The following is a 21,387-nucleotide window of genomic DNA, read 5'->3' as shown; positions in this document are numbered from 1 at the left end:
ACCTACTCCTCCGGCTCCGTCGTGAACATCAGCGGGAAGCCCGCCTCCTTACCCAGGTCGGTCGCCTCCTTGGCCTTGCTCTCGGCAATATCCCTGGCGCAGACGACGATGACGCAGACGCCCAGCTTGTGCGCGGTCATCATGACCCGGTAGCCGGTCTCCTCGCTCATATGGAATACCGCCTTCAAAACCATGATGACGAATTCGCGCGGGGTATAGTCGTCATTGATCAGAATGACCTTGTAGAGCTTCGGCCTTTCGAGCTTCGGCTTGGTCACCGTTTTCGGTTTGAGACTGGTGTCGTCGTCCGCCATCGGAAATCCGCCCGTCGATCACAGGAAGTGGAGGAAACACCTATTGTGCATCGCAAGCAGGCTTCAAACAAGATGCACCCGGACGCCATCTCCCCTATAAAGGCTGCAAAACCGGTCTGAGGCTTGACCTCGGCCCAAGTTTCCGCAAAAGGCACTGCAACAGAATTCGATCGGACAGGTTTCAAGACCATGGGTTTCAAATGCGGTATCGTCGGACTGCCGAATGTCGGCAAGTCCACTCTCTTCAACGCGCTGACCAAGACGGCGCAGGCGCAGGCGGCAAACTATCCGTTCTGCACCATTGAGCCGAACACCGGCGAAGTGGCCGTGCCCGATCCGCGCATGCGCAAGCTGGCCGATATCGCCAAGTCCAAGGAACTGATCCCGACCCGCATCTCCTTCGTCGATATCGCCGGCCTCGTGCGTGGCGCGTCAAAGGGCGAAGGCCTCGGCAACAAGTTCCTCGCCAACATCCGCGAAGTCGATGCGACAGTGCATGTGCTGCGCTGCTTTGAAGACGACGACATCACCCATGTCGAAGGCCGCATCAATCCGGTCGGCGATGCCGAAACGATCGAGACCGAGCTGATGCTCGCCGATCTGGACAGCCTGGAGCGCCGCACCGAGCAGACGCGCAAGCGCGCCGCTTCCAAAGACAAGGAATCGGTCACCCTGCTACCGGTGATGGATGCGGCCCTGAAGCTTCTTCAGGACGGCAAGCCGGCCCGCACGCTTTTGCTGACGCTGGATGCCGAAGAAAAGCTGGTGCTGCAGAGCCTCAACCTCTTGACCGCGCATCCGGTTCTCTATGTCTGCAACGTCGCCGAGGCCGATGCGGCGACAGGCAATGCCCACACCAAAGCCGTCGAAGAAATGGCAAAGGCGCAGGGCGCTGAAACCGTCGTGATTTCGGCGGCAATCGAATCCGAAGTCGCGCAACTGCCGGAAGAAGAGTCCAAGGAATTCCTCGAAGCGCTCGGCCTGCACGAAGCCGGTCTCGACCAGCTGATCCGCGCCGGTTACAAGCTGCTCGACCTCATCACCTATTTCACCGTCGGCCCGAAGGAAACGCGCGCCTGGACCATTCCGCGCGGCACCAAGGCTCCGGCAGCCGCCGGTGTCATCCACACGGATTTCGAACGCGGCTTCATCCGCGCCTTCACCATCGCCTATGAGGATTACATCGCCTTCGGCGGCGAAAGCGGCGCCAAGGAAGCCGGTAAGGCGCGCGACGAAGGCAAGGAATATGTCGTCCAGGACGGCGACGTCATCCACTTCCGCTTCAACACCTAAGCGGAGCGAGACGCGGCCGAAAGGCTGCACTTGCGATAAAAATTCAAGACTAAACAACGCCGTTCGTTAACTTTGACGAACGGCGTTGTCGTCTGTGGTGTTTTGCGGCGGCCATGGCGCTTGCCCTTCGGGCTTTCGGCTATATGTTTGCTTCGCAATCACTTGAGGAGTTTTCGATGCGCCTGATTCCTGCCCTTCTGCTTTCAACCACCCTCATCACCCAGTCGGTGCAGGCCGCAGACATCAGCCATCAGGGCGCACAGGAACTCGAGCAGAAATTCACCGCTTACCTGCCGGAGAACCTGGCAAAGGCCGGCCTGATCAAGGTCCGCCCGGGCACAGCGGATTACGAGGTAACGTTGGATCCGACGGTGCTTCTGAAGGACATCGATCCGAAAAACTTCAGCATTTCCGGCCTCAAGCCATGGATCTCGCTGATCCGGCCGATGGAAGACGGGCTTTGGCACTTTTCCCAGACCGCTGACCTCGATGTGAAGGGCCAGTTCACCGAAGGAACGGAAAAGAACGATTTCACCTACAAGATCGATGCGATGCGTGCCGAAGGCATTGTCGATCCCGATCTGCTCTATTTCAAATCCGCGGACCTGTCCGCCGACGGCATTTTCATGACCTCGATCTCGCCGCAGCAATCGGTCGAGGCGCGGTTTGGCTCGATGACATCGACAATGAATTCGACGCGGGCAACACCAACGACCATCGACATCCGGTCCAACATGGCGATGAATGGCTTTACCGAGACGATCATCGATCCCTCCAAGATGAAAGTGGATATATCCGCCGACAGCGTCACGGCCGATGTCGCGTTCAACGGGCTCGCCTATCGGCCGCTGCAGGATCTGATCTTCTTCGTCCTCGACAATGTGAAGAAAGACAAGCTGCTGGCGACCGAGCAGGTGCGCCTCAAGTCTCTGGTGCGCAGCAATCTGCCGATGTTCGAAAACCTGCTGGAATCGATCGAGATCGCCAATCTCAAGGTCGCAACCCCGACCGGCACCTATGGCGCGGAAACCGTGCGCTACACCATCGATACCAACGGCCTGAAGGATGATGCCAAGGTCGGTTTCGGCGTTACCATCGACCAGCCCTCGCTGCCGCCAGGCCTGGTTCCGGATGCCTTTGCCTCCGCACTTCCTGAAACCGTGACCACCCGCATTTCGCTGGAAAACCTTAACCTTGCCAGCGGCATAACCTATCTCATCGACCAGGCCAATTTCGACGCCGACAAGCCGCTGAGCGACGAACAATCTACCGAGGCCGGCCGCATTTTCCTGCCGGGTGGCGCGATGACGATCAAGTATGACGAGGTTTCGGCCCGCTCCGCAGTCTACGACTTCAGCCTTTCTGGCACGACAACCGTCTATCCCGAACAGCAGGGCCGCCAGAACACCGACCTGACGCTCTATGCCAAGGATTTCGACAAGACGGTTTCCTATCTGCAGGACAATGCCGCGACGGTGCCGGAATTCGGCCAGGCGGCCTTCATGCTTTTGATGGTCAAGGGCTTTGCCAAGCAGGCGCCCGATGGCCGCCAGATGTGGAATATCGTTGTCGACGAGAACAAGAAGGTGAAGATCAACGGCCAGGACCTGCCTTTCCAGCCGTGATCCGGCGGCATTAGAACCCAGTGCCGCACCATCCCGTTTGCATTTCACATGCCGGGCGCAGATGCTAAAATGAGCCTGTTGGAGGTCGATTTCCCATGCTTCACTTTGAAGATTTCCCAGCCGGCAAGCGGTTCGATTTCAAGCCGATCGAGGTCAAGGCCGAGGATGTCATCGCCTTTGCTTCGGAATTTGATCCGCAACCGATGCACCTGTCGGAAGACGGCGGCAAAGCCAGCATTCTCGGTGGGCTTGCGGCATCCGGCTGGCATACCAGTGCCATGATGATGCGCATGCTCTGCGACAGCTATATCCACGAGACGGCGTCGGAAGGCTCCCCCGGCGTCGACAGCATGGAGTGGAAGAAGGCCGTGCTTGCCGGTGATATACTGTCGGGCAGTTGTACGGTCGTCGAGGCGCGGGTTTCGCGCTCGCGGCCCGAAATCGGCATCGTCCGGCTGCGCGCCACCGTCACCAACCAGCGGGGCGAAACCGTGGCAATCTGCGACTATGCCAACATGATCCGCTGCCAAGCGACGGCAGGAGAAAAGCCATGAAGCTGTCGGACCTCCACCCTGAAGGCACACGGGAAACGATCGGCACGGTGACCTTCACCGCCGAAGATATCATTCATTTCGCTGAAAAATTTGATCCGCAACCGTTTCACCTCGATGCGGAACTGGCCAAACAATCGCTGTTCGGGGGTCTCTGCGCTTCCGGCTGGCATACCTGCGCCGGTTGGATGAAGTGCTTCGTTCCCTACTGGATCGGAGAAACGAAACGGCTGGCGGCGCAAGGCATCGCTGCGCCAAAACTCGGCCCCTCACCCGGCTTTCGCGACATGCGCTGGCTACGGCCGGTCTTCGCCGGAGACGCAATCACCTATGCAGTCACATTCGTTGCGGCAAAAGACCTGGAATCGCGGCCGGGATGGCGGATCAACACCATCCTGTGCGAGGGCGAGAACCAGGATGGCCAGCCGGTCATCCGGTTCGAAAGCAAGGTCATCGAGTTCCCTTGACCGGAAACCCGTCTAGCGGCCGGGCCGGTACACGGGATGCAGGTGTGACGTGATGCCGGCGGGCAAGATCGAGACGATGGCCCGCCGTAGGGCCTGCCAGAAAATACCGATCAGCAGCACGACGACCCCAACCGCAAGGACGGTGACGGAAAAATAATCGCTGAAATCCACGCCGCCCCGCTGAAGGATCGTCCAGATCGCCAGGCCCAACGACAAAAGCCCCGATGTGACGAAAGCGCGCCGGTCGATAATCAGGCCGATCATCATGAACACAATGACGATCGCCAGCACGGATGCGGCATCGCTGGGCGACGTGGCATCGCCCCACCATTCGCCGGAGACATTGCGCAGGAAAATGAACGAGAGCATGGCGTACAGCAGCGCCGGCGCGGCGGCGAGATGCAGCCAGAACGCCACGTCGGATTGGCGGCTTTTGCGGGCAGGATCGGCGATATCGTAGGACATCGCCGCCGAAAAGATGCCCAGCGCGCTGATCAGGAATATGCTCGCAGCCAGTCCGGTATGCTCGGTGATCAGCTCGACAGAGCCCAGGATTTTCGAAAGCAGGACAAGCACGATATCCATGGCCAGCAGGAACAGCGACAGAAGCGTCGCAGCCAGTGCCAGCGGCACGCGGTATCGCCAGTAAAACACGGCCAGAACAGCGGCAAAAATTGGCAGCACCAAAAGCCAGCTGGTCAGCATGTCTAGACCAGCTGGAGCTGCCACTTCGACAACCAGCAAGGCAAACAGGCCGGTCCAGTGGGCCAGAGCCACCGTCAGCGCCACAGCCGGAAGTGCCAGACGCTGACGGCGGATGAGGATTTCGGCGAGGATGACGATGGCCGGCAACACCGCAAACAGGCTGCCGATACCCCAGAGCCCAACCAGCGCCACGATGACGCCGATGGTGATCAGGATATCGTGAAAGCCACGGACAAAACGCGGCTGTTCGCTTTCTTCGGCCTCAAACGCATCGCCGGCCGGCAGGACCTCACTGACGGCTGGACGTTGTTCTTCGTTATCACCGGAGTTTGCGGCGAGGAGATACGGCACCAGCTTTTCCGCCTGCACCGCCGTGATGATCCCCTCGTCAGCAGCAGAGCTGAGCGCATCGCGTATCGAAACCATGTATATTTTCCTGCAGTCTCAGTGGCCGTCGAATTCGATCAGCGTGCGGACCTCGACACCCAGCGCTTCGAGTTTCTTGCGGCCGCCCAGTTCCGGCAGGTCGATAATGAAACAGGCGGCAACGATATCGGCACCCATCTGCTGAAGAAGCTTGGTCGCCCCTTCGGCCGTACCGCCGGTGGCAATCAGATCGTCGACCAGGACGACCTTTTCACCCGGCTTGATGGCGTCACGGTGCATTTCCATCTCGTCGACGCCGTATTCGAGGCTGTAGGCGATTCGGACGATATCGTGCGGAAGCTTGCCCTTCTTGCGGATCGGCACGAAACCGGCCGACATCTGGTGCGCCATTGCGCCGCCCATGATGAAGCCGCGCGCTTCGACACCGGCAACCTTGTCGATCTTGGTGCCGGCAAAAGGCTGGATCAAGGCATCGATTGCGCCGCGAAAAGCGCGGGGATTGCCAAGCAGCGTGGTGATATCGCGGAACATGATGCCGGGCTTCGGATAATCCGCGATGTTGCGGATCGAATCGATCAGTTCCTGCTGAAGAGAAGATCTCATGATGGAGGGCATGCCTTTGCGGACGTCTCAGGGAGACGAAGGCATAACATCAAAGGCCACGTTTTTTATAGTGGTTTCTGTTGGAACCGGTTTGGGAGCAGGACCGAACCAGCCCTGCTCCATGATATCAGCCTATTGGGCAGTATCAGTCGTCTTGAGTTTGTCCTGCACCTTCTTGGCGACATCCGGATTGGTCTGCGCAGCAGTGATGACGGTCTTGTATTCGTCCAGTGACATGCCGGGTGATTTTTCAACCGCATTGATCATCTGCTTGTTGGCTTCGTTCTGCAGCTTCTGTTTGTTCACAGCATCCTTTTCAGCGCTGATCTTGGCCGCATAATCCTGACGCACCTTGTCGACCTGCAGATAGGCGACGGCAAAGGCTTCGATCTTCTGGTCGCTGATGGCGGCAGGCGCTGTGCCCTGCATCGGCTGGGTCGCCTGTGGTTCGGCAGCGCCTTGCGCAAAGGCCGGCGAGTTGATGACGATCAGGCTAAGAGCCGCAGCGGTCAGGGCTGCAACGGGCATGTGGCGAATGGTCATATGCGTGTCCTTCCTTAAGTCAGTCTCAAGACGGCTTTCACCCGCCTTTCCGAAAGGGGCGAACCCCATACTTAAAGTTCGAGGACGGATCGGGCGACAATGTGACCCTGAAAAGGAAGCTTCAAGGCCATGTCGCGTCCAGAAAACGGGCAAGATCTGAAGTCATCCGGTCAATATTGTGAATGCGAGTGAGCAATCGGCGGAACCATCGACGCCATTTTCGGTTATACTTCCTCTATTCCGCCTAGCCGGAAGTCCCGTCTAAGCGGAGTATGCAAACGCAAGGAGGAGCATCATGCGATTGTTTGAATGCGGGACCCTCGTGCCCGGCTGCGACTGGCACACCCACGCCGACAGCGACGCCGAAGTCGTACGGCGTGCCGTGGAGCATATGCGCTCGACGCATGGAGAAACGCTGATTCGCGAAAACATGATCGACAATATCAAGGCGCGGATCGTCGAGGAAACGAAGGCCGCCTAAGTTCCAGCCCGTCAGACCATCGATTGAAGCCGGGCAACCATCGTTGCCCGGTCGGCATTGAAATTGCCGTCCACCCACTTGTCCTCAAGTGTCCCAAGAATTTCCCCAACACGCGGCCCGGCGGCAACGCCGGTGGCCAGCACATCTGCTCCGGTCAGCGGAAATACCGGTTTCCGCCATTTCTCCGCCCGCGTCAAAAGCCGCTGGAGCTTTGCAGTCTCGGTCAGCTGAGCCGGGTCGTTTTCGGATTTTTGACGCGACGAGGCGAGCGAAAGTGTCAGCGCCGTCGTCAGCCCCTTCTCGCCACTCCGGTACAGCAGCCGGTCGAATGCTGTATCGGCAATCTCTGCCGGCAGGCGCGGTGCCTTGGTCCAGGCGGTGAAATAGGCAGCTTCCGCCTTCGACAGCCGCAACCGCTTGGCCATAGCATCCAGCCGCTCGGCGTCCGGCGGAACCATCGACGCCAACCGCAACAGCGGATCGGGCTGCCAGCCGAATGTCTGCTCGGCTGCAATCAGCCCCGGGATCGAATCGATGCCCCATTTTTCGCTTTCCGGCAGGATTTCCGTGAGCACGCCGGATGTCCGCATCCAGAGTAGAGCCCTGCCTGGATCTTTTGCCGAAAGCAGTTTTTTCAATTCGGACCAGACCCGCTCGGCCGACAGTGTCGAGAGTTTCGAACGCGCCTGTGCGCAGGCACGCAGACCGTCCGCATCCGGGCGGCCTGAGCCGTAATAGGCAAAGAAACGGAAAAACCGCAGAACCCGCAAATAGTCTTCAGCCACCCGCTCGCTGGCATTGCCGATGAAACGGATGTTGCGCTTTTCAATGTCGGCGAGGCCACCGACGAGGTCGATCACCTCACCCTTGGCATTGGCATAAAGCGCGTTGATCGTCAGGTCGCGCCGTTCTGCATCCACCGTCCAGTCGGTGCCGAAGGCGACCTCGGCATGGCGGCCATCCGTCTCCACATCACGGCGCAAGGTGGTGATTTCATAGGGCTTTCCGTCGATGACCAGCGTCACCGTTCCGTGTTCGATGCCGGTCGGCACCGCCTTGATACCGGCCGACTTGGCACGCGCCACAACCACCTCCGGCAAAAGCGTCGTCGCCATGTCGATATCGGCGACGGCAAGCCCCATCAGGCTGTTGCGCACGGCACCACCGACGACGCGGACCTCGCCGCCATCGGCATTCAGAAGATCAAACACGCGCGTCAAAGCGGGAGCGGAAAACCAGGCCTCGTTGGCAACGGAGGTCATGCGTAAAGCCTTTCATACAACATGCGGACAATGCCCGCGGTAATGCCCCAGATATGCTGTTCGCCATAGGGCATGCTGTAAAATTGCCGCTCGGCGCCTTTCCAGGTTGCCTGACCGCGGCCGTGATTATCAGGGTTCATCAGGAAGGACAGCGGCACGTCGAAGACAGCAGCAACTTCCGCAGGATTGGGGATGAGGTCATAGCCAGGCTGGACTACCGCCAGAACGGGCGTGATCCGAAAACCGGACATCGCCATATAATAAGGCAGCCGGCCGACTGTCTGGACGAAGCGCCGGTCAAGGCCGATTTCCTCCTCGGTTTCGCGCAGAGCAGCACGCTCCGGTGTGTCGTCTTCCGGATCGATAGCGCCGCCCGGAAAGGAAACCTGGCCGGAATGCTTGCGCAGCGTCGCCGTGCGCCGGGTAAAAATAACCCGCGCCTCGTCGCCATCATCGATCACCGGAATGAGAACGGCGGCATCCTTCAGCTTCAGGGTTTCGAGATAGGGCACAGTATCGGGATTGAGCAGAAAATCGCCATGCTCGCGCCAGGCATCTTCCGCAGGGCTGCCGGATTGCCTGAGTGCACGGCGGCGGAAATCATCGGCTGAAAACAAGGCTTGCGTCATGCCGATAGCGCTTCCAGTTCGTTAGCGGGCATGACCGGAAACACCACGCCACCGGAGCGAATGGCAAACATATCGGTACCATCCATCTCAATCGTTTCGCCGAGCGCAACCAGATCGTACATCACGGCACGGGACACCAGCGCTTCCAGCCGCCCACGCACATGCAGATAGGGTTTCAGTTCCTTGTTTTCGCCATGGACGACGAAACGCAAGGCATGATCAGGGCCCGCCTCGACGACATCGCCGACATTGGTGCGGAAGGTGATGACCGGTTCGCCGTCGCGTTCCGTCACATTCATCTCGACGGCAACAAAAGGTGCATCGACGATGCGAATGCCCAGTTTTTCCACAGGAGTTACGAGATAGGTCTGACCATCCTCGTCCTTGCGCAGAACGGTGGAAAATAGCCGGACCAAAGGCTGCCGGCCGATCGGTGTGCCCATGTAGAACCATGTGCCATCGGCACGGATTTCCATGTCGATATCGCCGCAAAACGGCGGGTTCCAGCGCTCGACGGGCGGCAAACCCTTGGTCTGCCCGTTCGTCTGCCCGGCCGCACGGGTGATCAATGCCGCAAGTCCTGCCGCATCGCCCGTTCCATGTATTTCCACATCCGCCATCGTTCCGTCCCGTTTGGCCCTATTCTTGCTTTTTATAATGCATTGGCTCACGAGATAGTGCGTTGCCCCCGTCTTGTCAGCCACCGGGCGGAGCATAGATTGAAAAAGAGAGACGGAAAGCGCGCTTTTCGCGAATCGGCACCGTTGCCGGCCACTGGAGACAGACAATGGGTGTGATGAAAACGGCAGACGGCGCAGTCGATGACAAGGCGATCATCGCGGCCGCCGAAAAGGCGCTAGGCGAAATCGCCATGATCCGCAAGGAAGTCGGCAAGGTGATCTTCGGCCAGGAAAGCGTCGTCGAACAGACCCTGCTCGCGGTCCTGTCCGGCGGCCATGCGCTGCTGGTCGGCGTACCCGGCCTTGCCAAGACCAAGCTTGTCTCGACACTCGGCACCGTTCTCGGCCTCAACACCAGCCGCATCCAGTTCACGCCCGACCTGATGCCCTCAGATATTCTGGGCTCAGAGGTCATGGATCAGGACGAAAACGGACGCCGGTCGTTTCGTTTCGTGCCCGGACCGATCTTCACCCAGCTTTTGATGGCCGACGAAATCAACCGCGCCAGCCCGCGCACGCAATCGGCGCTGCTGCAGGCCATGCAGGAATATCACGTCACGGTTGCCGGCCAGCGCAACGACCTGCCGCAGCCGTTCCATGTGCTGGCGACGCAAAACCCGCTGGAGCAGGAAGGCACCTATCCCCTGCCCGAGGCACAGCTCGACCGCTTCCTGATGCAGGTCGATGTCGGCTATCCGGAGCTTGCGGCCGAACGGCAGATTCTGCTTGAAACAACAGGCACGCATGAATCCGAGGCACGCGGCGTCATCGATGCACCCCAGCTCAGGGATATCCAGCAGCTGATCCGCCAGATGCCGGTCAGCGAGAAGGTGGTCGATGCCATTCTATCGCTGGTCCGCTCGGCCCGCCCCGGTAACGGCAATACCGCTACCGACAAGAACGTTGCCTGGGGCCCCGGCCCGCGCGCCGGCCAATCGCTGATGCTGTGCGCCCGCGCCCGCGCCCTGTACGACGGCAGGCTCGCGCCATCGATCGATGACATCATGGCCCTGGCTGAACCAGTCCTGCAGCACCGCATGGCGCTGACATTCGCAGCGCGGGCGGAAGGCATGTCGGTTCGTGATGTGATCACCAGCCTGGTCAAGCAAGCCAAGGGATAATGAATGGCTGCCATAGGCCAAATCGTCGAGCCGACGCCGTCTGGAGAGGTGCTTTCCCGCGCGCAGAGCCGTGCCCGGCTGATCCCGGATTGCATGGTGGAGGCAAAACGCATCGCCAATACGGTGATTTCCGGCTGGCACGGCCGCCGCAAGCGCGGCATCGGCGAGAATTTCTGGCAATTCCGGCCCTATAGCGACGGCGAAAGCCTGTCGCGCATCGACTGGCGCCGCTCCGCCCGCGACGATCATACCTATGTCCGCGACCGCGAATGGGAGGCAGCCCACACCATCTGGCTCTGGGCCGACCTGTCGCCGTCGATGATGTACAAGTCCACGTTCGGCTCGGTCTCCAAGGAAAGCCGGGCACTGGTCTTGATGCTGGCGCTGGCCGAAATCCTTGCCCGTTCCGGCGAGCGGATCGGCTGCCCCGGCGTGATGGAGCCGGTCTCGGCCCGCAACGCTGCCGAACGTCTGGCCACCGCGCTGATGCACACGCCGCTGTCCGGCGGACTGCCGCAGACGACGATGATCCGCGGCATGAGCGACCTGGTGCTGATCGGCGATTTCCTCGATCCTGCCGACGCGATCATGGCGCAGCTCGGGCCGTTGGCCAGACGGGGTCTGCGCGGTCATGTCATCGAGATTGCCGACCCGGCGGAAGAGAGCTTTCCCTATGCCGGGCGCACCGAATTCACCGATCCGGAAACCGGCGAGAAACTGACGGCCGGCCGCGCCGAGATTGTCCGCGACGACTATCGCCGCGCCTATATCGCACGACGCGATAGTCTCGGGGAAAACCTGCGCCATCTCGGCTGGACCTTTACGCCGCACCGGACCGATCATCTTGCATCCGAAGCGCTGGTGGCCGTGCATATGTACCTCTCCGGTATGCCCGGACGCGCCACCCATGGAGGCCAGCTGTGAGCTTCCTGCCGTTCATCTTCGCCAATCCCCTGATGCTCGCTGCCCTTGTCGCCCTGCCAGCGATCTGGTGGCTTCTGCGCATGACGCCTCCGAAACCCGTGACCGAGGTTTTCCCGCCGCTGCGTATTCTCGCCAGCGTCCTGAAGCGTGAGGAAACACCATCGAAAAGCCCGTGGTGGCTGACGCTGCTGCGCATGCTGATGGCTGCGGCCATCATCCTTGCCATTGCCGACCCGGTGTTCAATCCACGCTCCAATACGATCGCCGGCAACGGCCCGCTGGCCTTGGTGATCGACAACAGCTGGGCGACATCGACGGACTGGCAGCGCCGGGTGGAAACCGCCGATGCGCTGATCAGTGACGCCGAGGAAAAGGATCTTCCGGTCGCAGTCGTCTTTACCGCCGATCAGGATCACAATGCCGTGCCGGGATCGGCCTTGACGGCCCGCAACCGTCTGGCTGCCGCTGCACCACAACCGCTGCAGCCGGATCGCGCAGCAGCCGTCAACGCGCTGAAGACTGCTCTCGATGGAACCGCGCCGGGCACACTGGCTTTCCTGTCGGATGGCATCGAAGCCGGTGACGGAAAGATCATGGCAGAGCTTGCGGCTCTTTCACCTGGCAATTTCAGGCTGATCGAGGGCAGCAGAGACCATGCCGTCGCGATCAACAGTTCTGCCAACGATGCCGAGTCGATGGTGGTCAGCGCCACCCGCCTCGACACAACAACTGCTCGGACGCTACCGGTCACCGCCTATGACACGCGCGGCCGCGCGATCGCCAACGGTTCGGTCGCCTTTGCCGCCGGTGAAAGCGTCGCCAAGGGCACGCTCGCGGCCCCCTTCGAACTGCGCAACGATTTTGCCCGCGTCGCCATCGATGGCACGGCGACCGCCGGGGGAACCTTCCTGCTCGATGACGGCTTCCGCCGCCGCCGCGTTGCGCTCTTGAGTGGTGAGGCGCGCGACCAGTCGCAGCCGCTACTCTCGCCGCTCTACTATATCAACCGGGCGCTCACCCCCTACGCGGACCTGATCCAGCCGAACGAGTCCGACCTAGCCGTGTCGATCCCTGAGCTTCTGGCCCAGAAGCCGTCGATGCTGATCATGGCCGATATCGGCCGCCTGCCGGAAGAAACCTACGCGCCGATCACCAAGTGGATCGAAAACGGCGGTACGCTGGTGCGGTTTGCTGGTCCGCGTCTGGCCGCTGCCCCGGCAGACGATCCGCTGGTACCGGTGACGCTGCGGCAGGGCGAACGGGCCCTGGGTGGCGCGCTGTCTTGGTCGGAACCACAGCCGCTCGCAGATTATCCGGCGCTTAGCCCCTTTGCCGGCATGCCGAAGCCGGAGGGTATTCTCGTCAAGCGTCAGGTGCTGGCCGAACCAACCGCTGACCTGTCCTCACGAACCTGGGCAAGCCTTGCCGACGGCACGCCGCTGGTGACGACGAAGACCCAAGGCTCCGGCCGCATCATCCTCTTCCATGTCAGCGCCGAAGCGACATGGTCGAACCTGCCGATATCCGGCGATTTCGTCGAGATGCTGCGCCGGAGCGTGCAATTGTCGCGCAGCGGCGGTGTGGCGAGCGAAGGGGCGGCAAAGGGCCAGACGCTGGCGCCGTACCGCCTCTTGAATGCCAATGGCGTGCTCGTCAGCGAGACCGGCAAGGCGCGGCCTCTCGACATTGCCGCCGGAACGGTTCCGGTCTCCAGCGCAGAACATCCGCCCGGTCTCTACGGTTCGGAAGAAGGATTTACCGCACTGAACCTCCTGCCCCGCGACACCCAACTGAAGCCGATCGACGCCAGCGGCTTGATCATTCCCTACACATCGGAGCCGCTCATCGGCGCCGAAGCCTGGTCGCTGAAACCATCGTTGTTTGCGATGGCTCTCATCTTGCTATTGATCGATTCCGCGGTCGTGCTGTTCATGGGCGGCGCCTTTGCCCGGCTGAGAATGCCCGCGGCAGCGATGATCGCCCTAGCGCTGGCGGCAGGCGCGCTGGTGGCGATCCCCGGCCAATCCCTGGCCGACGACAGCAAACCGGGCGACAACATCATCCTGCGGCAGCTGGACAAGACCCATCTTGCCTATGTCATCACCGGTGAAGCCGATGTTGACCGCCTTTCCGAACGGGGCCTGGCCGGCCTGACCGACTTCCTCACCTATCGCACGACGCTCGAGCCCGGCCCGCCGATCGGCCTCGACATCGCATCGGACGAACTGGCGTTTTACTCGCTGATTTATTGGCCGATCTCCGCCAATGCGCCGATGCCGAGCCCGGCGGCGATCAGCCGGATCGATGCCTATATGCGTTCCGGCGGCACTGTGCTGTTCGACACCCGCGACCAGTTTTCCTCCTTGTCATCAGGCTCCGGCAGCAGTCCCAACTCCGAGCGGCTGCAGGCGATCCTTGCCGATCTCGACATTCCGCCACTGGAACCGGTTCCAACAGACAATGTGCTGACCAAGTCGTTCTATCTCCTCTCGAACTTTCCCGGTCGCTACAATGGCAGCCCGCTCTGGATCGAGGCGCAGACGGACAATGGCTCGCAGCCGACCGGCAGGCCGGCGCGCTCGGGTGACGGCGTGTCGCCGATCATGATCACCGGCAATGATTTCGCCGGTGCCTGGGCCATAGACAGCAACGGCATGCCGCTTCTGCCAACCGTGCCGCCGGATGAGCAACAGCGCGAGCTTGCCTTCCGCTCCGGCGTCAACATCATGATGTATATGCTGACTGGCAACTATAAGGCTGATCAGGTGCATATCCCTGCTTTGCTCGAACGGCTTGGCCAGTGAGGGCGCGCTTATGACACTCGATTTCCAGCCGCTGCTCCCTTGGCCCTTCATCGCCGTGCTTGCCCTTGCCGCGATCCTTCTCTCGGCGCTCGGCTTCTGGCGTGGCGTGCGCGGTGCGGCATTCCGGACGGCAGCACTCGCGGCCCTCTGCATTGCCATCGCCAATCCGGTGTTCTTTCAGGAGGAACGCGAGCCACTCTCCACCATCGTCGGCGTCGTCGTCGATCGCAGCCAGAGCCAGGACAATGCCGGCCGCCGTGCAATGACGGACGCAGCCTTGGCCACGCTCAAACAACGGCTGGCCAAATTCCCGCAGATCGAGGCACGCATCGTTGAAGCCGCCGATGACGAAAATACCGAAACGCCGTCCACAAAACTGTTCACGGCGCTCCAGACGGCGCTCGCCGATGTACCGCCTGCCCGCGTCGGTGGTGCGATCTTCATCACCGATGGCCAGATTCACGATGTTCCTGACATCAACCAGCCGCTCGGCTTCGATGCTCCGGTCCACGGTCTGATCACCGGCAAGCCGGATGAGTTCGACCGCCGCGTCGAAATTGTCAGCGGCCCACGCTTCGGCATTGTCGGCGAGGAACAGACGGTGACGTTCCGCATCGCCGATGACGGCAAGGCGCCCGGCGGCACGGCGGAGGTGACCATCAGCCTCAACGGCAACGAGATCGCCACGGAAATGGCGGAGCCAGGCACCGATGTACCGTTCGCCTTTACCGTACCGCGCGGCGGCAACAACATTCTCGAGTTTTCTGTCGCTGGCGTTCCCGGCGAAGTAACGGAGGCCAACAACCGCGCCGTCCACGTCATCGACGGCATCCGCGAAAACCTGCGTGTTCTTCTGGTCTCCGGCGAGCCGCATGCAGGCGAACGTGCCTGGCGCAATCTCTTGAAATCCGACGCCGCCGTCGATCTCGTGCATTTCACCATCCTGCGGCCACCGGAAAAGCAGGACGGTACACCGATCAACGAATTGTCGCTGATTGCCTTCCCGACCCGCGAGCTGTTCGTCGACAAGATCAAGGAATTCGACCTGATCATTTTCGACCGCTACCAGCATCGCGGCGTGCTGCCGATCCTCTACTATGACAACATCGCCCAATATGTTGAAAACGGTGGCGCCCTGCTGATTGCAGCTGGCCCTGAACATGCTGGTGACGATTCGATTGCAACAACACCGTTGTCGGCAGTCCTGCCTGCGAGCCCAACCGGCTTCATGAACGAGAAGGCCTTCTATCCGCGCCTGTCGGAAGAAGGAAAGAAACATCCGGTCACCCGTGGCCTTGAAGGCGCCGACAGCGAACCGCCGCACTGGGGCCGCTGGTTCCGCACCGTCGATGTCGACAAGCCGCTCGGCCAGACGGTGATGCAGGCCGTCGATGGCAAACCGCTTCTGGTCCTGAACCGCGTCGGCAAGGGCCGCGTCGCAATGCTGCTCTCCGATCAGGGCTGGCTCTGGGCGCGCGGCTTCGAAGGTGGTGGCCCGAGCGTATCCCTCTATCGCCGCACCGCCCACTGGCTGATGCAGGAACCGGCGCTTGAGGAAGAAGCGCTGACGGCGCATGCCAGCGGCCGGACGCTGGAAATCGCCAGGCAGACCATCGCTGGCGATCCCGGCTTGGCGACGCTGACCTATCCGTCAGGCAAGACCGAGGAAATCACGCTCAAGGAAGGCGAACCCGGGCTCTACAAAGCCAGTGTCCGTACCTCCGAGACCGGCCTTTTCGAAGTCGTCAACGGCGAACTCAACACGCTGGTGCATGTCGGCAGCGTCGATGCGCCCGAATTCAAGGCGACGGTCTCGACCACCGAGACACTTGCCCCCTGGGCGGAAAAGACCAAGGGACTGGTGCAGCGCCTTGCCAATGCCGATGGGCCTGTCGATGTGCCGCAGATCTTGCCGGTCCGCGGCACCGTCCGCGTCGCAGACGCACAGCGCCTGTCGCTGCGCATGACCGACGAAACGGTGCTGAAGGGGATCAACTCGCTGTCGCTGTTTGCCGGTTTCCTTGGGTTGGCCGCCCTGCTGCTCGTGCTCTCGGCGACATGGCATCGCGAGGGACGATAAGGGCTGTCGATAACGTTGAGACGCTTGGCTTTCGTTATCGTCGTTTCACAGGATCAGAGGCCTTCAATGGCTCCGTCATTCCTGTGCCCGTCACGGGAATCCAGTGCGCCGCGTCCGCGGCGCGCAAGACTCTCCATAACGAAATAAGAGTTCCCTCACGGCGCAGCCGCGCCGTGGCTGGATTCCTGTGACAGGCACAGGAATGACGGGGAAGCATGATTACACTCGGTCAAACACGCAAAGCCTGCCGGGTACACTCGCTCCTAAAGCCGTTTCCGGATCGGGTCGAATTCCGGGCCGGGTTTTCGCTTCACCGGATCAGGTTTGCCCTCGTCGATCGCCTCCCAGTATTTCCAATTGACCTTCTGCGAGCCGAGCTCGTAATCCATTCCGTCCCAGCTGTCCTCGCGAAAACTGTAGAAAGCCCAATGCAATTTGCTGTCATCGAGCGATGTCAGTACGTCCTCGAGATAGGTCTTGCAGCCTTCCCAGCGGCGCATGCAGCCAAATTCGCCGGCGACCATGCGGTTGCGCGGGACATTGTGGCTGTCGGCCCAATCGACCGGGAGCGTGAGGTAGGCAGCGACCCGCTCGCGGTCCCAGTTTTCTTCAGTTTCGCCAAACGGTAGCTTGCCCGGATAGGCATAGGGCTTGTCTCGCTTCATGTTCGGCGCGCTGGTGGCAGCATAAGGCTCGTACATATGGAAGCTGTAGAGCACCTTGTCGTCGGTGAGCGGCTTTGGCCAATAGCTGAAGGCATCGGCGGCCGCATACCAGCCGGCATCCGCCATGATCGGTGTTGCCGGGTCAACCTCGCGGATAGCCTTGATGACGGTCTGGTAGAAGGCTGGCAGGTCGCGTGCCGTGTCCACCTGCTTGGCATACCAGGTTTTCATCGCGTCTGCGCCGCCATGCTCGGCAACGCCATTGTTCTTTTCCGGCGCCGGCTCGTTGATAATGTTGTAGGCGGCGACACCCGGATGGTCCTTGAGCGCGGTTGCCAGATCCTTCCAGAAGGCAGCGGATTGCGCCCACCAGGCCTTGTCCTGCCACACGCGGCCATCGAACGTGTTGCCATTGTTCTGCGCCCAGCGCATGCCCGGCAGCGACAGTGGCGTGATGACCACCTTCAGCCCTGCCTTTTCGGCGCGGTCGAGCGTCGCCTTCAGCGTCGCGAGATCCTGTGCCGGAATGCCCTCGTATTGATCCGCGTCACCGATCAGGAAATCACGTTTCGCAGGCTTCCACTTGTCATAGGACAGCCGCACCCAGGTAGCACCGTACCCTTTCAGGGCATCGAAATAAGCCTGGTCCGGAGGCAGCCGGTTAAAACTGTTGCCGCCGTGTTGCGGCTTGTCCCAGAAATGGATGAGATCGGCGGCGGAGGCCGATGTGGCAAGGAGAAGCGAGGCGAGGAAAGCCGGCAGCAGACGCATTGACAATATCCCGATTGCGATGGCCGGGATATTCGCAGTCACTGTGGCGGAATTGGGAAGTCTGACCAGCTTATCGCAGACAATTGTCTGGACGCACTATGCGCGCCAGTGGATATCGCCCTTCAGGCCCGCATGAACGTCCCCGATCATCGGCACGACCAGAACCCGGTTCGGATCGACCGGTCCCGGAAAGGTCAGCGCCGCATAGGCGACTTTTTCGAAACCGAGCGGCTGATAATAGGGGGGATCGCCAACCAGGATGACGCATTCCGAGCCCTTGCGCCGCGCGGCCTCGACGGCAATGCGAACGAGCTCGCGGCCGATGCCGCGGTTTTTGTGCGACGGACGCACCGCCAGCGGTCCAAGCAGATGGCCCTTGATGGAGCCCGCCATGACCGGGGTCATCCGGACCGAGGCAATGGTTTCGCCATCATCAGCGCAAACGAAGGAGAGCGACAAATCGTGCGGCCCCTGCTCGCGGATGCGGGCTGCCGCGCGGGCGAACCGGCCGGGGCCAAACGCTTCTTCATTGATGATGTCGATGGCTGCGTCGTGGGAAGTATCTTCGGTGAGATAGACGAGATCGTGCTTTTTCATGAACATCGGGAAACCGGGCATACGAGACAAAAATATGATGGCGTCGCCCCCCAAGGGCGTTTGCAGCATCAGCGTCGTCGTGGGCTTCCCGGGAAAAACATCAACTTTGATCCGTGTTCAGAAAAATTCTGTCTGGCCGGATAGCAGAAAAATGCGCCGCGTCAAAGCCTAAAACGCACTGTTCAGCTTTTGCAGACTATATGCGCCGAATTGTTGCGCTATCTATGGATCACGAATTCACAGACAGGCGGCGCTCCTGCCGCAGGAGATTGACGATGGGCATGCTGGTTGATGGCGTCTGGCAGGACGTCTGGTACGACACGAAGGAAACCAAGGGACATTTCAAGCGGGCGGCATCACAATTCCGCAACTGGATCACCGCCGACGGCTCGGCAGGCCCATCCGGCGAAGGTGGCTTCAAGGCCGAGGCCGGACGTTACCACCTCTACGTATCGCTCGCCTGTCCCTGGGCACACCGCACGCTGATCTTCCGCAAGTTGAAGAAGCTCGAAGACCTGATAACCGTCTCGATCGTCGATCCACTGATGCTGTCGAAGGGCTGGGAGTTCAAGAACGAGATCGGCGGCACCCTCGATCATCTGTTCGGTTCGCAGGCACTCTGGCAGATCTATGTGAAGGCGGATCCGCATTATTCCGGCCGCGTCACCGTCCCGGTGCTCTGGGACAAGAAGCAGAACAAGATGGTGTCCAACGAATCCTCGGAAATCATCCGCATGTTCAACTCGGCCTTCGACGGGCTGACGGGATCAAACGAGGATTTTTATCCGCAAGAACTGCGGAGCGAAATCGACGCTCTCAACGAACGCATCTACGGCACCGTCAACAACGGGGTCTACAAGGCCGGCTTTGCCACGTCACAGGACGCCTATGCGGAAAACGTCACGGCCCTGTTCGCGGAGCTGGACGAACTGGAAGACCGCCTGTCGACCCGGCGCTACCTGAGTGGCGATCAGACCACCGAGGCTGACTGGCGCCTGTTCACCACACTGGTCCGGTTCGACCCGGTCTATGTCGGACACTTCAAGTGCAACATCCGCCGCATAGCTGATTATCCGAACCTGCAGGCCTATCTGCAAGATCTCTATCAGGTGGCCGGCGTCGCCGAGACGGTGAACATGCGCCATATCAAGGAGCATTATTACCGCAGCCACACGATGATCAATCCAACCGGCGTCGTGCCTGTTGGACCGGTTCTCGCACTCGACGCGCCGCATGGCCGCGAGAAACTGGCCGCATAATTACCAGAATTCGGCTGGCGGAGCGCTTCCCGAGAGTTCCGTCAGACGCCGGCGCGTTGCAGACGTGGTCGCTGCAGGCAGGTCATCCAGCGCAAAGAAACCGCTCTCGACAATTTCCATGTCCGGTTTCTTCGGTGAAGCCTGCCGGACATTGCGGCAGCGATAGAAGACCACATGGTCGCGATTGCTGGTCTGCCGGTTGAAATAGACATGGGACAGCTCGGGCGGACCGCTCATTTCGAGATTTCCCTCCTCGCGCAACTCCTTGACGAGCGCCTGGAAAGCCGTCTCGCCACGCTCCAGCCCGCCGCCTGGCATATGCCAACCGGGCACGTAGGAATGCCGGACCAGGAAAACACGGCCTTCGGCATCGAAACAGGCGGCGCGAACCCCTATCGTCATGCCACGCGCGAGCGCGAAATAGCTATGTGCCACGCGCGTGATCAGCCTGGATTTCCAGCTGCGCATTTCCGGCGGCGCTTCACTCATGCCTATCCGGTTCCTTTCATCATTGTCTCGCCGAGGATAAAGCGTCTGGAATGATTCCCCTTTTCGGGAATATGCGCTAGGTACGAAGGATGTTCAAACTCGCTCATATTTCCGACATTCATCTCGGCCCCCTGCCTGACCTTTCCTTCCGCGAACTTGCATCGAAACGCATTACCGGGTTCGTCAACTGGCACCGCAACCGCCGTAATCATCTGGTCGGCAATACGCTTAACCTGTTGATGGACGAAATCGAGCGGATCGATCCGGATCATCTGGCGATCACCGGCGATCTCGTCAATCTCGCATCCTCGCGCGAGATAGAGGTCGTAACCGAATGGCTGCATGAAGCAGGCGAACCGGAAAACATCTCGATCGTGCCCGGCAATCACGATGCCTACGTGCCGGGTGCCTACGAAAAGACCACCAAGGCCTGGTACCCCTATATGCGCGGCGAGCGCGGGCCGGCGGAGTGGAACGAAGACTTTCACTGCTATCCATACCTGCGGGTCCGTGGCCCTGTGGCGCTGATCGGCTGCTCGACCGCCGTTGCCACGCCACCCTTTGCCGCCAGCGGTTATTTCGGCAGCCGCCAGGCGCGTGAGACCGTCAATCTATTGCGTGCGGCTGGTGAAGCCGGCCTGTTCCGCGTGGTGATGATCCATCACCCGCCCATCCGTGGCGCCACATCCCTGCACAAGCGCATGCTCGGCATCCGCCGCTTTGCCGCAACAATTACTGCAGGCGGCGCCGAACTGGTCCTGCACGGGCATACACACCTGAACACCGTCTATTCCCTCAAGGGCCAGGTCAAACCGGTGCCTGTCGTCGGTATCGCATCGGCATCGCAAGGCCGCGGTGGCAAAAAACCGCCGGCCGGATTCAACCTGTTCTCGATTTCCGGCAGCCCGGGACAATGGAACGTGATCCGCGAACGGTTCGAACTGACCATGGACAGCCGCTCCGTCACGCTGGTCGAAACCACCCGGCTCTGATCCCCCTATCGTTACTCGCCAAGCAACGAAAAAACGTTATGCTCGCGAAATAATCGGTGCTGGTCATCCGTCCTATAGGGCTGACCGTAAAAAGGAGAATGCTGACACCGGCAAATGTCATGCACAATCCGGCTTGCCGGTATCA

General features: G+C 60.6%; 21 protein-coding genes. 11 read left to right on the top strand and 10 right to left on the bottom strand.

The genetic code is table 11. The features are described from left to right. Positions 1-2 precede the first annotated feature (2 nt). Entirely contained in the window at positions 3-314 is a 312-nt protein-coding gene (gene clpS / locus R6X40_RS01810; protein ID WP_318410477.1) for an ATP-dependent Clp protease adapter ClpS, read from the bottom strand. Positions 315-503: 189 nt separating this feature from the next. Here clpS and ychF point away from each other — a divergent pair, with 189 nt between their 5' ends. The 4 genes from ychF (at position 504) to R6X40_RS01790 (ending at position 4,250) form a co-directional block, all read left to right on the top strand. Beyond that, entirely contained in the window at positions 504-1,607 is a 1,104-nt protein-coding gene (gene ychF, locus R6X40_RS01805; RefSeq protein ID WP_318410475.1) for a redox-regulated ATPase YchF, read from the top strand. 176 nt (positions 1,608-1,783) lie between these two features. After that, positions 1,784-3,232, top strand: a complete 1,449-nt coding sequence (locus R6X40_RS01800) for a hypothetical protein (protein WP_318410473.1) — start codon at positions 1,784-1,786, stop codon at positions 3,230-3,232. 95 nt (positions 3,233-3,327) lie between these two features. Then, entirely contained in the window at positions 3,328-3,786 is a 459-nt protein-coding gene (locus tag R6X40_RS01795) for a MaoC family dehydratase (protein WP_318410472.1), read from the top strand. Next, a complete protein-coding gene (locus R6X40_RS01790) occupies positions 3,783-4,250 on the top strand; it encodes a MaoC family dehydratase (protein WP_318410470.1) in 468 nt (155 codons plus the stop codon). The genes R6X40_RS01795 and R6X40_RS01790 overlap by 4 nt, the downstream gene beginning before the upstream one ends. A 12-nt stretch (positions 4,251-4,262) precedes the next feature. Here the strand turns inward: R6X40_RS01790 and R6X40_RS01785 are convergent, their stop codons facing one another. The 3 genes from R6X40_RS01785 to R6X40_RS01775 form a co-directional block, all read right to left on the bottom strand. Continuing rightward, on the bottom strand, positions 4,263-5,381 hold the full coding sequence (locus R6X40_RS01785) for a hypothetical protein (RefSeq protein ID WP_318410469.1): 1,119 nt from the start codon (positions 5,379-5,381) through the stop codon (positions 4,263-4,265). 18 nt (positions 5,382-5,399) lie between these two features. Then, positions 5,400-5,945, bottom strand: a complete 546-nt coding sequence (locus tag R6X40_RS01780; protein WP_318410467.1) for an adenine phosphoribosyltransferase — start codon at positions 5,943-5,945, stop codon at positions 5,400-5,402. A gap of 132 nt (positions 5,946-6,077) precedes the next feature. Further along, complete coding sequence (locus R6X40_RS01775) at positions 6,078-6,488, bottom strand: DUF4168 domain-containing protein (RefSeq protein ID WP_318410465.1); 411 nt, start codon at positions 6,486-6,488, stop codon at positions 6,078-6,080. Positions 6,489-6,783: 295 nt separating this feature from the next. On the opposite strand from R6X40_RS01775, the gene R6X40_RS01770 reads away from it, so the two are divergent. Then, positions 6,784-6,969 carry a DUF1059 domain-containing protein gene (locus R6X40_RS01770; RefSeq protein WP_318410463.1) on the top strand — a complete coding sequence of 62 codons (186 nt, stop codon included), beginning with the start codon at positions 6,784-6,786 and terminating at the stop codon, positions 6,967-6,969. Positions 6,970-6,980: 11 nt separating this feature from the next. On the opposite strand, the gene R6X40_RS01765 is transcribed toward R6X40_RS01770, so the two are convergent. From R6X40_RS01765 to R6X40_RS01755, 3 genes are read right to left on the bottom strand one after another with little or no spacing between them, the layout of a single operon-like run. Beyond that, positions 6,981-8,231: a CCA tRNA nucleotidyltransferase gene (locus R6X40_RS01765; protein ID WP_318410462.1), complete on the bottom strand. Its 1,251-nt coding sequence runs from the start codon at positions 8,229-8,231 to the stop codon at positions 6,981-6,983. Beyond that, positions 8,228-8,860: a CoA pyrophosphatase gene (locus R6X40_RS01760; RefSeq protein ID WP_318410459.1), complete on the bottom strand. Its 633-nt coding sequence runs from the start codon at positions 8,858-8,860 to the stop codon at positions 8,228-8,230. Before R6X40_RS01760 ends, R6X40_RS01765 begins: the two co-directional genes overlap by 4 nt. After that, complete coding sequence (locus R6X40_RS01755; protein ID WP_318410458.1) at positions 8,857-9,480, bottom strand: DUF1285 domain-containing protein; 624 nt, start codon at positions 9,478-9,480, stop codon at positions 8,857-8,859. Before R6X40_RS01755 ends, R6X40_RS01760 begins: the two co-directional genes overlap by 4 nt. Positions 9,481-9,647: 167 nt before the next feature. On the opposite strand from R6X40_RS01755, the gene R6X40_RS01750 reads away from it, so the two are divergent. The 4 genes from R6X40_RS01750 to R6X40_RS01735 are packed head-to-tail and all read left to right on the top strand — an operon-like array spanning position 9,648 to position 16,469. Then, positions 9,648-10,661: a MoxR family ATPase gene (locus R6X40_RS01750; RefSeq protein WP_318410456.1), complete on the top strand. Its 1,014-nt coding sequence runs from the start codon at positions 9,648-9,650 to the stop codon at positions 10,659-10,661. A 3-nt stretch (positions 10,662-10,664) separates the two neighbouring features. Next, positions 10,665-11,585, top strand: a complete 921-nt coding sequence (locus tag R6X40_RS01745) for a DUF58 domain-containing protein (protein WP_318410454.1) — start codon at positions 10,665-10,667, stop codon at positions 11,583-11,585. A gap of 32 nt (positions 11,586-11,617) precedes the next feature. Then, a complete protein-coding gene (locus R6X40_RS01740) occupies positions 11,618-14,389 on the top strand; it encodes a DUF4159 domain-containing protein (RefSeq protein ID WP_412178323.1) in 2,772 nt (923 codons plus the stop codon). A 10-nt stretch (positions 14,390-14,399) separates the two neighbouring features. Then, on the top strand, positions 14,400-16,469 hold the full coding sequence (locus tag R6X40_RS01735) for a hypothetical protein (RefSeq protein ID WP_318410450.1): 2,070 nt from the start codon (positions 14,400-14,402) through the stop codon (positions 16,467-16,469). 263 nt (positions 16,470-16,732) lie between these two features. Here R6X40_RS01735 and R6X40_RS01730 read toward each other — a convergent pair whose 3' ends face one another. Next, positions 16,733-17,905 carry a glycoside hydrolase family 5 protein gene (locus tag R6X40_RS01730; protein WP_318410449.1) on the bottom strand — a complete coding sequence of 391 codons (1,173 nt, stop codon included), beginning with the start codon at positions 17,903-17,905 and terminating at the stop codon, positions 16,733-16,735. Positions 17,906-18,001: 96 nt separating this feature from the next. Then, positions 18,002-18,613 carry a GNAT family N-acetyltransferase gene (locus R6X40_RS01725; RefSeq protein WP_412178322.1) on the bottom strand — a complete coding sequence of 204 codons (612 nt, stop codon included), beginning with the start codon at positions 18,611-18,613 and terminating at the stop codon, positions 18,002-18,004. Between the two features lie 164 nt (positions 18,614-18,777). Between R6X40_RS01725 and R6X40_RS01720 the strand changes: the two genes are divergently transcribed. Further along, positions 18,778-19,761: a glutathione S-transferase family protein gene (locus tag R6X40_RS01720; protein ID WP_318410448.1), complete on the top strand. Its 984-nt coding sequence runs from the start codon at positions 18,778-18,780 to the stop codon at positions 19,759-19,761. Here the strand turns inward: R6X40_RS01720 and R6X40_RS01715 are convergent, their stop codons facing one another. Then, positions 19,762-20,250 carry an NUDIX domain-containing protein gene (locus R6X40_RS01715; protein ID WP_318410446.1) on the bottom strand — a complete coding sequence of 163 codons (489 nt, stop codon included), beginning with the start codon at positions 20,248-20,250 and terminating at the stop codon, positions 19,762-19,764. It abuts the gene before it with no gap. An 89-nt stretch (positions 20,251-20,339) separates the two neighbouring features. On the opposite strand from R6X40_RS01715, the gene R6X40_RS01710 reads away from it, so the two are divergent. Next, positions 20,340-21,242 carry a metallophosphoesterase gene (locus R6X40_RS01710; protein ID WP_318410444.1) on the top strand — a complete coding sequence of 301 codons (903 nt, stop codon included), beginning with the start codon at positions 20,340-20,342 and terminating at the stop codon, positions 21,240-21,242. Positions 21,243-21,387 lie beyond the last annotated feature (145 nt).

This window comes from Rhizobium sp. PL01 (genome assembly GCF_033447125.1).
In the GTDB taxonomy this organism is placed as follows: Bacteria; Pseudomonadota; Alphaproteobacteria; order Rhizobiales; family Rhizobiaceae; genus Pararhizobium.
This window is presented reverse-complemented; position numbering and strand designations above follow the sequence as displayed.